The organism is Rothia sp. 27098_8_27, assembly GCF_041432805.1.
Classification (GTDB): Bacteria; Actinomycetota; Actinomycetes; order Actinomycetales; family Micrococcaceae; genus Rothia; species Rothia mucilaginosa.
In genome coordinates this window covers 165,185-179,140 of record NZ_JAPWAJ010000003.1, presented here as the reverse complement: position 1 = coordinate 179,140, position 13,956 = coordinate 165,185, and the positions used below count along the sequence as shown (strand labels likewise).

Genomic DNA, 13,956 nt, shown 5'->3' with positions numbered 1-13,956 from the left:
CTGGCAACGCACATCCCCTAGCAGGGCACACACCCTGGCAGGGCGCACAGACTCTCAAACACGGCACTACAAGGAGCGAGGACATGGCAGCAGGGCGCACACAACCCATCCCCACCGTCAGCAGCGGGGCACGCGCCGCCTCCCTCGGAGGCACCCGACGCGACCTCGGGCTCGACCTCGCCCGCGCCTTCGCCGTGCTCAGCCTGCTCATCCCCTTCGGATACTGGCTGCAATTGATCCCGGTCTCCTGGAAGTTCTGGATTCCGCAGACTCTCGTACCGGCAGAACCGCTCTTTGCCGCAATCCTCGGTGCCGCCGCCTGGCGGTACGCACGCACCGCGAACTTCCCGCAACTCTTCGCCGGAACCATCGTACGATTCCTCGCGCTACTACTGCTGGGCGTGGCGCTCATGCAGGGCATCACCTACCTGCCGCTAGCCGGCGTGACCGTACCCGTGCAGGGCTTCTCCTACTCCCTGCCCTTCGACATGCTCGTGCACCTGGCACTACTCACCCTGCTGACCCTATTTGTCGTGCACCTGCCCCTGTGGGCAGTCGCAGTGCTTGCGGTGTTGACCAGCCCCTTCATCACCTGGACCTACACCCTCCTCATGGACGTAGCCGCCCAGGCTGATGCGTGGACCGCCGTTCAGTTGCCCTTCCTGGCGAGCCACGGCGTCAACCACGCCCAAAGCGCCCAGCTCATCTGGGTCATGTGCCTGGGCATTGTGCTCGTGCGCCTCTACGACAACCTGCAGGCAAAGCTCGCAATCCCCGTCGTACTCGCCGTACTGGCGCTCGCCGTCTACCGCACCTTCAACCCCTACACGGAGCTAGGCTTCCTCAACAGCCCGCAGGTGCTGCTGACCCTGAACCTGGCGGCAACCCTCTACTTCTGGGCAGAATGCGCGCGCCTGCTCTCCGCGCAGGCCGGAATGCTCACCCCCATCGCCCGCCTGGGCCAGATGTCGCTGAGCGCCTCCATTGTGCTGAGCGGAATCATCATCTACGCCGGACCCACCATCAAGGCATTCACCGTCGGCGAGCACTACGTCGCCACCGGAGGCTGGGGCACCGCCGTGTACTGGAGCGCCTTCCTACTGCTCGGCGCTGTTATCGCCCTGGGTTTCTGCACCCTCTGGTCGCGCATGGCACGCTCCATTGCCGGACGCGGCCCCCTGGAGGCGATTCTCGCCCTCATCTCCGGGCGCGGCTAACCGAATCTGAACTCAATACGAAAGCGACCCCCTCGCCCGCGTTTCTGCGCGGGGAGGGGGTCGCCTCTATGTGCTCAACATCTGCAACAGAATCTGCCTAGGAGTCTGCAACAGAAATACTGCGGGTACGACAAAGCCCCGGTCCAGTGGACCGGGGCTAGCTGTCGGGATGACAGGATTTGAACCTGCGACCTCGTCGTCCCGAACGACGCGCGCTACCAAGCTGCGCCACATCCCGATGTTGACCTATCAGCGAATACCGTAGGCAACTCACCTAGGATAACCCAAAAAAATTCAGAACGCAACACAGCGGCACGCCACCGGTCGGGGAGTGGCAAATAAAGGTTCTAGGCTTCAGCCTCCTGAACCTGATTCAGCTCATCCCAGGAGGCGTACATCGCCGCAAAACGACCGCCGGAGGCAATCAGCTGCTGCGGGGAACCATCCTCCATTACGGAGCCCTCATGAATCACCAGCACACGATCAGCGCTCAGAACCGTCGAGAGGCGATGCGCAATCACCAGCGCCGTACGCCCCGCCAACACGGTTCGCAGCGCCGCCTGCACCGCACGCTCACTCGGAATGTCCAGCGAAGCCGTCGCCTCATCCAGAATTAGCACCCGCGGATTCGCCAAGAACACACGAGCAAAGGACACCAGCTGACGCTGACCCGCCGACAGGGTAATACCGCCACGGCCCAGCTGTGACTCGTAGCCGTCACGCAGACGCTCAATGAACGCGTCAGCACCCACCGCCTTCGCGGCAGCCTTCACCTGCTCATCGGACGCCTGTGGGTTACCCATGCGGATATTCTCCAGAATCGACGCGGAGAACAGGAACACCTCCTGGGTCAGCATGAGCACCTCACGGCGCAGCTGAGCATCTGCCAGCTGGCGAACATCCACGCCGTCAATACGCACCTGACCGGCTGAAACATCGTAGAAACGAGCCACCAGCTTAGCAATCGTCGACTTGCCGGCACCCGTAGCACCCACCAGCGCCGCGGTCGTACCCGGCTCAATGCGCAGAGTCGTCTCCTTCAACGCGTGACGATCCGACGTGTACCCAAAGACCGCCGAATCCAGCTCCACCAGAGCACCCTGAACCGTGCCGGACGCGCCCTCAGCAGCACTAGACTCAGAGGCAGGCTCTACAGCCCGCTCATGCGGATGCTCCGGCTCAGCAACCTCCGGCTCCTCACCCAAGAAGGACGAAAGCTTCTCCAGCGCGGACATTGCCGACTGGAACATGTTGTAGAACTCAGAGAGCTGCATGACCGGCTCAAACACACGGTTCGCGTAAATCACCAGCGCCAGCAGGGTACCGATCTGCATGGTGCCGCCCAGCACCGCATAACCACCCAGCACCAGCGCACCGGCAATAAACACATTGCCCAAAAGCATCAGCACGGGCGAGTAGACGCCGAAAATCTTAATGGAATCCATCACCGCAAGGCGGTAACGCTCCGACGCCTGAGCGTACTCAGAACGCATCTGCGCCTCCGCACCAAACGCCTTCACCGCGCGGATACCCGTAAAAGTCTCCACAAAACGGCTCGTCAAATGCGCAGACTCGGTACGCATCGTACGGAAAACCGGCACCGCAGCCTTCTGGAACCAGCGCGTCAAGAAGTAAATCGGCACGCCCATGACCAGCATGAACAGACCAATACGCCAATCCAGAAGGAAAATAGCGACCGCAGAAATCACCATGGACAGCAAGGTAATCGCCAACTGGCTGATGCCGCTGTCCAAGAAGCTGCGGACCGTATCAATATCGCTGGTCAGACGCGAAATGACCTTGCCCGAGGTGTACCGCTCATGGAACGACACGCTCAGCGACTGCGCGTGACGGAACACCCGCTTACGCAGGTACACCACCACGCCCAGCGACACGCGCACCGTGTACGCCACGTTGACCCATGAGAAGATCGCGGTCACCGCGGTAGCCACCACAAAGAACACCAGCAGGGTCAACAGGGGAGAGGCATCACCCTGCCTGAGCGGCTCAATGGAACTATCCAGGACGCGGGCAATCAGAATCGGCGCAACCGCTGAGGAACCCGACACCAAAAGCACCGAAATAATCGACAGAGCCAACGCCCCACGGTGCGGGCGCAACATCTGGCGCAGCAGAGCCATCGAGCGTTCACGGGTCTCCGCGCGCTCTTGCGGGCTCATCTGCTCCCGCGGCTCCGCCGGACGATGATGGGCCATTAGCCCTCCTCCATCGTCATCAGCTGACGGTACTGCTCCGAAGAGTCCATCAGCTCAGCGTGAGTGCCCTCGGCGACCACAGCACCATCAACCATCAGCAGCACACGGTCCGCCAGAGCCACCGTGGAGGGGCGGTGCGCCGTCAGCAGGGTCGTGGCGCCGCCCAGGCCCTCCAAGCCTTCACGCAGACCGGTAATAATACGCTCCTCGGTGTTCACATCCAGCGCCGAGAACGGGTCATCCAGCAGCAGCACGGAGGGGCGCTTCGCCAAAGCGCGCGCCAACGACAGACGCTGACGCTGACCACCCGAAAGGCTCAGACCCTCCTCACCAATGACGGTATCCAGACCCTGCGGAAGCTCCGCCACAAAATCGCACGCAGCCAGCTGCAGTGCGGTCTGGAGGGTCGCCTCCAGCTCTTCTGCGGCGGGGTAGTCCTCATCCTCGGTGCCGTGCTCGTACTGCTCGGCAACGCCCATCAGCACATTCTCACGGACCGTGCCGGAGAAGAGTACCGCCTCCTCAAAGACGAACGCGGTCTGGGCGCGCACCTCCTCAATAGACATGTCGGCGGTATCACGGGTGCCGAAACGCAGGGAACCGGAGGTCGGCTCGTAGAAACGCGGAACCAGCGAGAGCGCGGTGGACTTGCCGCTACCGGTTGCACCGACCAGCGCCAGAATCTCGCCCGGGAAGACCTTGAAGTTCACGTCCTTCAGCACGGAAACCTCGGGTGCCTTCACCTCAGAGTTTGCCTCAACATCAGAGCCTGCGCCGGTAGCCTCTGCAGGAACAGTTGCCGGCGCCTCGACTGCGTCGTAGCTGAACTGAACGTGATCAAAAGTGACAGATACTGCGCCACCACTGGGGTACTGCATAGTTTCCTTCCCGGAGCCGCCCTCGGCAGACACTCCAGCTACTGTTGACGAATCAGAAGCACCCTGCGGATGCACGGGCTCAGACACAGCCCCGGAGCCACGAACCAGCGGCACGGCCTCAAAGCCGGGCTCGTCCATGACCTCGTTGTGGCGTTCGAGCGCCACCTTATAGCTCAAATAGGCAGACATCAGCGCGGTCGAGCGCGTCACGTGGCTGAGCACGGTCGTCTGCACCGCAAAGTAAGCGGTCATAGCGCCCAGACTCAAGGTGCCCGCCGCAACCTGCGAAGCGCCCACAGCCAGCGCCACCGCCGTAGAGACACCCACAATCAGGCCCTGGTACAGGGCAACACGAGCCACCAGCATCGACCTGCCGTACTCGCGCACCTGCAGGGCATCCACCGACTCGGAATATTCCTGAATCTGCTCGGGGGAGCGGCCCAACGCCTTAATCACGCGGATGCCGCGCACCGACTCCTCAATGCGGGTGGAGAGATCGCCCGTCATCTGCTGAATCTCATGTGAAGCGCGGTAGTACTTGCGGGTGAAGTTCACCAGTGACAGCACCAGAATAGGCACGGTCACCACGAACACCAGCGCCAGAGACGGCGAAGAACGCAGCATGAAGAAGCCACCGACCAGGAACATCACCGCAACAGTCAGCATCTGAACGATACCGAAAGACAACCAACGGCGAATCGTCCCCAGATCGCTCATGGAGCGGGTCAGCAACTGACCGGAGGGCCAACGATCCAGCAGAGAAAGCGGGGCGCTGAGCAGGCGGTCAAAAAAGTTCATGCGCATGGACAGCTCAATCGTGGAGGTCGGGTCCACAATCAGCCAGCGCCTCCAATACATGAAGGAGGCATGCGCGATACCCAGCAGAAGCACCAGGCCTCCGGCAATCCAGATGGCGCTCTCGGTGGTGCTCTGCGAGAGATGATCCACAATAATCTGCAGTACCTGCGGGATGGAAATCTCAAGGGCACCGGCACCGAACGCCACCAGCAGACCCACACCCCAGCGCACACGAATCGGACGCGCATACGCGGCAAGGGTGCGCGGGGCACGCTGACCGTGCGCGTAGTCAATCGGGTCGGGGGTCGGTTCGCTCGCCGTCTCCAAGAAGGGGTTACGGCGGCGCTTAGTCGTGCGTGCTGTAGAAGCCTCAGACATTAGCGGCGGCCACCTTTCGAAGCGTCGGCTTCACCCTTATCGCGAGCCGTGAGGGTCACCAGGATTGCCTCCGGCGGGCAGAACAGACGCACCGGCGCAAAACGAGAGGTGCCCAAGCCGGCAGAAACCTGAACCGGAATACCGGACTGCTCACTGACACCCTTCGCACGCGAAGGCGGCAAATCGCAGTTGCTGACCAGGGCATGACCGCCGGGCAGGCAGACCTGACCGCCGTGCGTATGACCGGCAAAAATAGCCTGCGCACCGTCCTGCACGAAGCGGTGCAGGGTACGCATATAGGGGGCGTGCGCCACGCCGATACGGACGCTCGGCTCCTCACCCTCATCGAAGGCGCCGGGAGCGAAGCCGGGGTGCTCATCGTAGCGCAGGTGCGGGTCATCCACACCGGAGAACTCCAGACGCAGACCCTTGAGGTTCAGTGTGTCGTAGCGGTTAATCAGGCCCGTCCAGCCGCGCGACTCGAAGGCGTCGTGCATCCGCTCAATGGGCAGTGCTACACGCGAGCCCTCCTCAATCATCTGCGGGGTGCGCGGCTGCCACAGGTAGCGTGCCGGGTTCTTGAAGACGGGCGCGAAATAGCAATTCGAGCCGGGCACAAATACGCCGGGGAAGTCCATGAGCGGGTTGAGCGCCTCCAGTAGCGGGCCCATACCGTCCACGTGGGAAAGGTTATCGCCCGTATTCATCACCAAATCTGGCTCCAGTGCAGCCAGCGAGTGCATGAAGTCAATCTTCTTCTGCTGACCCGGAATCATGTGCATATCCGAAATATGCAGAATCCTAAAGTCAGGGCTACCGGCGGGCAACACCGGCAGGGACTCGGTGCGGAGCTGAAAATTATTCAGCTCAATAAAGTGCCCATACGCCGCCGTGGCGGCCCCCAAGGCTGCAGTGGCGGCTACCGCCCCCGCTACCTTCTTCAGGAGCGGGGAGGAGCCGCGTGCGCCGGGGACCGCCACGGGGACGCGGGCGTTGACTGCGTTTTCACACATTATCAATCGCCTTTCAGGCTTCAGCTGATGAGCTGTGATTCTAGCTGTACGACAGAATCTTATCGCTGGGGGTGGTGAAGTCCTTCGTGTTGTACTTCGGAGCTATCGTCTTCATGAACGACTGCCACTGTGCACCCGCGTAGGTTGCACCATCGACGTACTCGAGGACTCGACCGTTAATGCCCACACCGTTCAGGGAGCGGAAGCCGAGGTTGTTAGAACCAACCCAAGACGCGGTGGACAGGCCACGAGTGTAGCCAACCTGCCAGGTCTGGGAGGAGTTATCGTTCGTACCGGTCTTCGCAGCCGAACCGTTCGGCAGACCAATACCGCGCTGAGAAGCGGAACCGCCAGGCTGGATAACGCCCTTCAGAACCCAGCTGACACCGTTCGCGATGTCCGGATCCAGAACCTGCTCACACTGGTTCTGGTATTCCTTCATGGTTTCACCGTTGGTCTTGGTGATCTTCTCGATGGGGCGCGGGGTGCAGTACTTACCCTCAGAAGCGAAGATAGCGTACATGGATGCGCTGGTCAGCGGGGAGATACCGTACTTGGTACCACCAATGTTGGTACCCAGGTCGGGGATGCTGTGCAGCGGTTCGCCGGTACCGTCCAGGGCGTGCATCTTGATGGACAGGTCGTGCACATCGCACAGGTCAATCTGGGAGAGCATGCCGTACAGGTACGAGTTCAACGACTGGCGAATACCGTACGCAGCGGTACCGTAGGTCAGACCGCCGTTGACTGCGTTCTTGTAGGACCAGCCGTTCGGCTGACCGGTGTAGTAGTACTTACCGCCGTCGTAGCACTTGGCGTTCCAGCCGAAGCTGGTGGGCCAGAACAGCTGGGTACCGTTCACGGTAGCGTTAGCGCCGCGGCCGCTGATGAGCCACTGAGCCAGAATAATCGGCTTGAACGTTGAACCGGGCTGGAAGCCGCGGGTACCACCGTAGGCGCTATCAACGTTGTAGTTGTACTCGGTCTTGGAGTGGTCGTTTGCGTCAGCGGGGCTACCGAGCTCGGTGTTCTGTGCCATCGCGATGACGCGGCCGGTGCCGGGCTCAACACTGGTCAGCGCGGAGTTCACGTCGTTCCAGTTGGTTGCTGCCGGCTGGGTGGAGTCAACTGCCTGCTTTGCCGCGGTCTGAGCCTCGGGGTTCAGGGTGGTGATCACCTTCAGGCCGCCACGCTTGATGGCGGTGTTACGCAGCTCAGCGGTTGCGCCGAGGGACTCATCCTGCAGCAGGTAGTTGACCACGTAGCGGCAGAAGAACGCCTTGTCGCCTGCCAGGGAGCAACCCTGGGACTTGGTGTGGACGTTGAGCTTAATGTCGCTGGCGATAGCGTCGCTGTATTCCTTATCGGTAATCTTGCCGTCGCGGAGCATGGTGCCCAGAACGATGTCGCGGCGTTCACGGGCGAGTTCGGGGTTCACGGTCGGGTCGTACACGTTAGGTGCCTGCACCAGACCGGCAAGAAGCGCGGACTGCGCCACGTTCAGGTCCTTAGCGGAAATACCCCAGTAGTACTGTGCAGCAGCCTCAACACCGTAGTTAGAACCACCGAGGTTCACGATGTTCAGGTAGCCTTCAAGGATTTCGTCCTTGGACTTGTTCTGCTCCATAGAAATCGCAAGCTTCATCTCGCGAATCTTTGCGGCGTAGGTCTTGTTACCGTTCAGGGTTGCGGTTGCGTCCTCACCGCGAGCCACAGCGGAGTCAACAATGAGGTTGTTAACGTACTGCTGGGTCAGGGTAGATGCACCCTGACGGCGGCCGCTGTTGGAGTTAATGATGTTGTTCAGGAACGCACGACCAATACCGATAGCGGAGACAGCACCGTGGTTGTAGAAGTCACGGTCCTCCACCGAGACGATAGCGTTCTTCATGTGCTGAGAAATCTGATCCAGCTTGACCGGTTCACGGTTCTCTTCGAAGAAGGTCGCGATTTCGGTCTTGCCGTCAGCAGCGTAAATAGTAGAAGGACGGGAGGAGATGCCATCGGCAATGTCGTCAGGAAGGTCCTGGAACCATGACATCGACGCGTTCGTGACCATACCCAAGCTCACGGCAGGGGGTACGACAATGATTGCCGCGAGGAAACCGGCAATCACGCTGAACGCGAGGAACTGCAAAAAATCTCCCGGGCGGCGACGCGCACGGGTTTTCTTAGATGAAGCCATTCATTCAGTTTATCCCATGAAGCTGTGAGAGAAGGTCCGTCTCGCCACCCCATAGGGAGGTGGGCGCCTCAGCCCTGAGAATAAAGCCCCCAAAAGCGCCGGACATTGACCAAAACCATAGTGAATCCCTTTTACTTATTGAACACCGGGCGATAGGCTAGAGGGTATGAAGAAATGGGAATACGCAACTGTACCGCTGATGATCCACACGACCAAGGCAATCCTCGACAACTGGGGTGAAGACGGCTGGGAGCTCGTAACCGTTCTCCCCGGCGCATCCGCACCTGCTGGCGCAACCCCCGCGTCGAACATGGTCGCTCCGACTCAGGGCAACCCCATCGCCTACTTTAAGCGCGAGAAGGCTGACTAAGAGCAGCGTACCCGGCGGTCACCTCGCTATCCCGGCCCTCCTATTAACTAGGGGAGCGCGGGAATAGATGAGGAAGGCCGCCGGTTAGCCGTTTAACAGCTACCTGAATATCAGTAGCGTTTAGATTTACGGCATTTCCCCTATCACCGTTTGGGTGCCAGCACCCGCCATCCTTCTGGAGTAATCATGACTGAATCCCGTATTGAAGCACGTATCCGCGAACTCGGTTACGAACTGCCCGTAGCACCCGCCCCCGTTGCAGCCTACGTTCCGGCTGTTACCTCCGGCTCCTACGTGTACACCTCCGGTCAGCTGCCCTTCGTTGACGGCGCCCTGCCCGAAACCGGTAAGGTTTCCGACTCCGGCGCTGAAGGCTCCGTGACCCCCGAAAATGCGAAGAAGTACGCGGGTATCAGCCTGCTCAACGCCCTGGCAGCGGTCAAGTCCGTCATCGGCGACCTGGACCGCGTGCAGCGCGTCGTGAAGGTTGTTGGCTTCGTGGCATCCGAGGTGAACTTCACCGCTCAGCCCGCCGTCATTAACGGCGCCTCCGAACTGCTCGGCGAAATCTTCGGCGAGGCAGGCCAGCATGCCCGCTCCGCCGTGGGTGTTCCCGTTCTTCCCCTGGACTCGCCCGTAGAGGTCGAGATCATTGTTGAATATGTCTAATCTGTACACCGGCGCGCTGCCGCTGTCTGCTATTCGTGCTGCCCAGGCTCAGCGGGCAGCACAAAGTGGCACCCAAAAGACGGTGAACGGTATCGACGGTCACGGATCCGGCGAATCGCAGGATATCAAGACTCTACCCCAGCCGGTGCAGGAACGCCGCTTCGGCACCCCCACCCCGGCTGAAGGCGTGGAGCGCCCCCGCATGTTTACCGGCCGCCAGTCTGCGGCTAACCCGCGAACCTCCTGCATCCAGCGTCTCTACACTATTCCCGAGTTCATGCGCACCGCCGCCGAAAGTTGGCGTGAAGGCGGTAACGAAGGTGCGACCGGTTGCACGATGCGCCAGGCGGCATCCGTCATTTTTGTGCGCGATGGTGACAACGGCCTCGAAACGATTCTGACCTACCGCCCCGGCACCTCTCCGCTGGGTGTGGTGGCTTTCCCCGGTGGTACGGCTCTTCCCGGTGATGATGAGTCTGCATCCTGGGTCGGCCCCGGTGCCGAATACTGGGAAGAGCAGTTCCACTTCTCTGACGTAACTCAGGCACGCCGCAGCGTCATGGCTGCCGTGCGTGAGTCCTTCGAAGAGACCGGCATTCTGCTCGCTGGCGAGGACGATCAGGACGTGGTGGAACGCTCCAGCACCCCCGAGCTCATGGCGTGGCGTGAAGCGGTTGCCGAGCAGGACAAGAGCTTCTCTAACTTCTTGACCTCCAGTGGTCTGAGCGTGCGCGCCGACCTGTTGCGCCCGGTCGCGCGTTGGCAGTCGCCGGACTTCTTCCTCAAGCGCTACGATATCGCCTACTTCACCACGGCGTTGCCCGTCGGTCAGGACCCGAAGCTGCTGCTCGGTAAGGGCGTGTGGGGTGACTGGCTGAACGTGCGTGAACTGCTCGAAGCCAAGGACACCAGTGAACTGGGCGACCGCATCGGCCAGCCCAACACTGTGGGCCGTACCCTCGACCAGCTCATCACCCCCGGCGTGATGTGCCTGCTCGAATCCCTGGCAAAGGCCCAGACTTCCGTAGCCTGGCTGTCCAAGCGCCGCAATATTGAGGTGAAGAAGCCCGTGCTCGTCACTCACAACGGTGCGTGCATGCTCTCCTTCACCGAGGTGGTTCCGGCTACCACCGGTTCCATCTACACCGGCGTGATGGGTGCGCTCTAAGAGGGTAGTGCAGCCGCTCGCTCGTACGATGAAGCGTTAAAGAAATCAGGAGCCGTTTCCCCATGCAGAGGGAAACGGCTCCTGATCTATTTAAGCTGTGCGTCTTTCAGTGAGGGCATCCTAGAATGCCCTAACTCAAAGAGACCTTAGCGAGAACGCTGGCGCAGGCGGGGCAGGTCCAGAATGACAACTGCGCGTGCCTCCAAGCGAATCCAGCCGCGAGAAACGAACTCGGCAAGTGCCTTGTTCACGGTCTCGCGGGATGCGCCAACCAGCTGTGCCAGCTCTTCCTGAGTCAGCTCGTGAGCAACGAGCACACCGTCGGTTGCGGGGCGGCCGAAGCGGTCAGCCAGGTCCAGCAACGCCTTAGCGAGGCGGCCGGGAACGTCGGAGAAGACCAAATCAGCCAGTGCCTCGTTAGCGTGGCGCAGGCGGCGAGCCAGAGTCTTAATAACCTGATCGGAGATCGAAGGATCCAGCTGCTGTGCGCGCTTGAAGGACTCGTGCTTAATGGCAGCCAAGCGGGTCTCAGAAACAGCCACAGCGTTGGTCGAACGGGGCGAGGGGTCGAAGAGAGCCATCTCGCCGAAAACATCACCGGGACCCATAATCGCGACCATGTTCTCGCGGCCGTCAGCGGCGGTACGGCCCAGCTTGACCTTACCGGAGAGCACAGCGAAGAGCTGGTCGTCCTGGTCACCCTCGTAGAAAAGGACAGCGTTGCGGGAGAGGTCAATCTCCTGAATGTCATCGGTCAGCAGAGCGAAAGCTGCGTCGTCGAGGTTAGCAAAGAGAGGGGTACGACGGAGGATCTCGAGATCCATAAAGTTCTCCTAGATATGAGGTGATGAGCCGAAACTCGTAAATGTTCAGTGAGTGAGCCCGAACCGGTGCCATGCGTCTCAACATCTGAAATGTGAGAAGGCTCAAGCTAGTGTGACATATTCAACTGATATGAGCGTACCCTAAAAAAGCGCTTTATGCATTCCGATAGGGCGAGCTTTACAGCAAAAGTTATTTCTTCCGAGAAAATTCAAAGCTTACCCACAGGTTCAGCACCTAATATCAGGCATTCAGGTGTGTACTTTTTTCGGTACCAAGCACGCAGACACCCTCATGACAAGGAGGCACCCGCCTCCACACGCGGTACGATGCGACGAGGCAGAAACCCGGTCTCAACAACCCCGGAACCGCCCGTCACGCCCGCCGCAGGGTACAGCGTGCCACCACACTCATCGGGCACAGCCCGCACCAATCACATGGGCACACCGTGACCACTTCTACCCACCAAGGAGGCAATTAGTCGTGACGACCGGCATCAACCTGCTTGATATTGCTATCCCCATCATCCTGCTGCTCTACTTCCTCGCCGGAGTCCGCAGCGGATTCTTCACCACCCTCGGAACCTTCCTCGGTCTGGGCCTGGGCGTCTGCGCCGCAGCCTGGCTCGTGCCCCTCGCCGTCGCCTCCGTGGGGTCGCAGTGGAGCCTCATTACCGCCGTCGGTGTGCTCATCATCTGCCTGACCATCGGACAGTGGCTCGGCCTCATTGCCGGACGCACCATTCGCCGCGTCACCGACATCACCCCGCTCAAGGGCATTGAGCGCTTCTTCGGCGGTGTGCTGAACCTTGCCGCCTGCGCCCTGGTCATGGTCGTGCTGACCATCTCCATGCGCACCGTACCCATCCCGCAGCTCAACACCGCGCTCAGCGAATCCAAGACTCTCTCCTGGATGGTCGCCTCCACCCCCGAGGTCGTCAAGGACCGCATCAACACGGTACGCAATGACGTGCTCGCCTTCGGAACCATTCCGGAAGTCAGCCAGCTCATCGCCCCCGAAACCAGCGCCCCCACCCAGACCGTAGAATCCGCGGCACTGGACCAGGCGGCAGCCTCCGTGGTCGAGATCCTGGGCGCCGCAGAGCAGTGCGGCTACACCTCCACTGGCTCCGGATTCGTGGCGGATAACGGACTGGTCGTCACCAACGCCCACGTGGTCGCCGGCGTGACCTCCCCGGTCGTGCAGGACTCCCGCGGCCGCACCTGGCCCGGCACCGTCGTCTACATGGACACCGAACAGGACCTCGCCTTCATCAGCGTTCCCAAGCTGCCGCTCGCACCGCTGAACATCGGCTCCAACGCCACCGCAGGTAGCCTCGTAACCTTCATGGGCTACCCCAAGGGCGGCCCGTTCAAGGCACTGCCCGCGACCGTGCAGGGCATCGGCAACACCCAGACCATCGACGCCGATACCGGCCGAGCCAACGCCATGCGCCAGGTCTACCAGCTGGCAGCCGACGTGCAGCACGGCAACTCCGGCGGCCCCGTCCTCGACGAAAACGGCAACGTGATCGGCGTGATCTTCGGTAGGGCAACCACCGGCCAGACCGGCTACGCCATCACCGCAAGCACCCTCAAGCAGGCACTAGCCGAAGGCGGCGACAACACCGCCGCAGTCTCCACCGGCACCTGCCGCAAGTAACTAGCCGCTAAATAGCGATAAAAGTTCAGGCTCCCGCCCTCACACGAGGAACGGGAGCCTGAACTGTTTAACAAGGGGGGGTAGGCGGGGCTATTCCGCCAGATGGTGCACTGGGTTATTCAGCGAGGTGCTGCGCTGCTATTCCGCGAGGTGCTGCGCTAGGAAATCAACCGCCATGACGTAGCCGTACGCACCCGCGCCAGCAATCACCGCAGTAGCCTGCGGGGATACAAACGAATGATGACGGAACTCCTCGCGACGATGCACATTCGACAGGTGCACCTCAACCACCGGAAGCTCAGCCGCCTCCAGCGCATCGTGCAGCGCCACCGACGTGTGCGTGTACGCCGCCGGGTTGATAATAATCGCCGCGCCACGAGTACGAGCACGCTGAATCTCATCCACCAGCGCACCCTCATGATTCGACTGCATAAACTCAACATCAAAACCATGATCCGCTGCGCGCTCACGCACCATACGCTCAATATCGTGCAGAGTGGTGTAGCCGTACACCTCGGGGCGGCGCTGCCCAAGCAGGTTCAAATTCGGTCCATTAAGCACAAAAATCGTATCTGACATA

At 60.9% G+C, this 13,956-nt stretch carries 11 protein-coding genes and 1 tRNA gene; 5 read left to right on the top strand and 7 right to left on the bottom strand.

Annotated features, from left to right (window positions below):
- Positions 1 to 83 precede the first annotated feature (83 nt).
- Complete coding sequence (locus tag O3675_RS05505; RefSeq protein WP_371571447.1) at positions 84 to 1,217, top strand: hypothetical protein; 1,134 nt, start codon at positions 84 to 86, stop codon at positions 1,215 to 1,217.
- 164 nt (positions 1,218 to 1,381) lie between these two features.
- On the opposite strand, the gene O3675_RS05500 is transcribed toward O3675_RS05505, so the two are convergent.
- From O3675_RS05500 to O3675_RS05480, 5 genes are all read right to left on the bottom strand, one after another.
- A tRNA-Pro gene (locus O3675_RS05500) sits at positions 1,382 to 1,455 on the bottom strand.
- Positions 1,456 to 1,564: 109 nt separating this feature from the next.
- On the bottom strand, positions 1,565 to 3,433 hold the full coding sequence (locus O3675_RS05495; RefSeq protein WP_371571444.1) for an ABC transporter ATP-binding protein: 1,869 nt from the start codon (positions 3,431 to 3,433) through the stop codon (positions 1,565 to 1,567).
- Positions 3,433 to 5,487: an ABC transporter ATP-binding protein gene (locus O3675_RS05490; protein WP_371571442.1), complete on the bottom strand. Its 2,055-nt coding sequence runs from the start codon at positions 5,485 to 5,487 to the stop codon at positions 3,433 to 3,435. The genes O3675_RS05495 and O3675_RS05490 overlap by 1 nt, the downstream gene beginning before the upstream one ends.
- Positions 5,487 to 6,500 carry a metallophosphoesterase gene (locus O3675_RS05485; protein WP_371571440.1) on the bottom strand — a complete coding sequence of 338 codons (1,014 nt, stop codon included), beginning with the start codon at positions 6,498 to 6,500 and terminating at the stop codon, positions 5,487 to 5,489. The genes O3675_RS05490 and O3675_RS05485 overlap by 1 nt, the downstream gene beginning before the upstream one ends.
- Positions 6,501 to 6,540: 40 nt before the next feature.
- Complete coding sequence (locus tag O3675_RS05480; RefSeq protein WP_371571439.1) at positions 6,541 to 8,685, bottom strand: transglycosylase domain-containing protein; 2,145 nt, start codon at positions 8,683 to 8,685, stop codon at positions 6,541 to 6,543.
- Positions 8,686 to 8,851: 166 nt separating this feature from the next.
- Here O3675_RS05480 and O3675_RS05475 point away from each other — a divergent pair, with 166 nt between their 5' ends.
- The 3 genes from O3675_RS05475 (at position 8,852) to O3675_RS05465 (ending at position 10,892) form a co-directional block, all read left to right on the top strand.
- Positions 8,852 to 9,055, top strand: coding sequence for a hypothetical protein (locus O3675_RS05475; protein WP_005504647.1), 204 nt, complete (start codon positions 8,852 to 8,854; stop codon positions 9,053 to 9,055).
- Between the two features lie 186 nt (positions 9,056 to 9,241).
- Entirely contained in the window at positions 9,242 to 9,724 is a 483-nt protein-coding gene (locus O3675_RS05470; protein ID WP_005504649.1) for a RidA family protein, read from the top strand.
- Positions 9,717 to 10,892 carry an NUDIX hydrolase gene (locus O3675_RS05465; protein WP_371571437.1) on the top strand — a complete coding sequence of 392 codons (1,176 nt, stop codon included), beginning with the start codon at positions 9,717 to 9,719 and terminating at the stop codon, positions 10,890 to 10,892. Before O3675_RS05470 ends, O3675_RS05465 begins: the two co-directional genes overlap by 8 nt.
- Before the next feature lie 146 nt (positions 10,893 to 11,038).
- Here the strand turns inward: O3675_RS05465 and O3675_RS05460 are convergent, their stop codons facing one another.
- Entirely contained in the window at positions 11,039 to 11,716 is a 678-nt protein-coding gene (locus tag O3675_RS05460; protein WP_005504653.1) for a Crp/Fnr family transcriptional regulator, read from the bottom strand.
- Positions 11,717 to 12,197: 481 nt separating this feature from the next.
- Between O3675_RS05460 and O3675_RS05455 the strand changes: the two genes are divergently transcribed.
- Positions 12,198 to 13,376, top strand: a complete 1,179-nt coding sequence (locus O3675_RS05455) for a MarP family serine protease (protein WP_297605533.1) — start codon at positions 12,198 to 12,200, stop codon at positions 13,374 to 13,376.
- Between the two features lie 138 nt (positions 13,377 to 13,514).
- Here the strand turns inward: O3675_RS05455 and aroQ are convergent, their stop codons facing one another.
- The gene (aroQ, locus tag O3675_RS05450) at positions 13,515 to 13,955 is read right to left on the bottom strand and encodes a type II 3-dehydroquinate dehydratase (RefSeq protein ID WP_044150130.1); all 441 of its coding nucleotides are present in this window, start codon (positions 13,953 to 13,955) and stop codon (positions 13,515 to 13,517) included.
- Between the last annotated feature and the right edge of the window lies 1 nt (position 13,956).

Excerpts from the sequence above, each read along its gene's own strand:
- O3675_RS05475 (WP_005504647.1), top strand. The coding sequence starts at position 8,852 with ATGAAGAAATGGGAATACGCAACTGTACCGCTGATGATCCACACGACC.
- O3675_RS05485 (WP_371571440.1), bottom strand. The coding sequence starts at position 6,500 with ATGTGTGAAAACGCAGTCAACGCCCGCGTCCCCGTGGCGGTCCCCGGC.
- O3675_RS05470 (WP_005504649.1), top strand. The coding sequence starts at position 9,242 with ATGACTGAATCCCGTATTGAAGCACGTATCCGCGAACTCGGTTACGAA.
- O3675_RS05460 (WP_005504653.1), bottom strand. The coding sequence starts at position 11,716 with ATGGATCTCGAGATCCTCCGTCGTACCCCTCTCTTTGCTAACCTCGAC.
- O3675_RS05465 (WP_371571437.1), top strand. The coding sequence starts at position 9,717 with ATGTCTAATCTGTACACCGGCGCGCTGCCGCTGTCTGCTATTCGTGCT.
- aroQ (WP_044150130.1), bottom strand. The coding sequence starts at position 13,955 with ATGTCAGATACGATTTTTGTGCTTAATGGACCGAATTTGAACCTGCTT.
- O3675_RS05495 (WP_371571444.1), bottom strand. The coding sequence starts at position 3,433 with ATGGCCCATCATCGTCCGGCGGAGCCGCGGGAGCAGATGAGCCCGCAA.
- O3675_RS05505 (WP_371571447.1), top strand. The coding sequence starts at position 84 with ATGGCAGCAGGGCGCACACAACCCATCCCCACCGTCAGCAGCGGGGCA.
- O3675_RS05480 (WP_371571439.1), bottom strand. The coding sequence starts at position 8,685 with ATGGCTTCATCTAAGAAAACCCGTGCGCGTCGCCGCCCGGGAGATTTT.
- O3675_RS05490 (WP_371571442.1), bottom strand. The coding sequence starts at position 5,487 with ATGTCTGAGGCTTCTACAGCACGCACGACTAAGCGCCGCCGTAACCCC.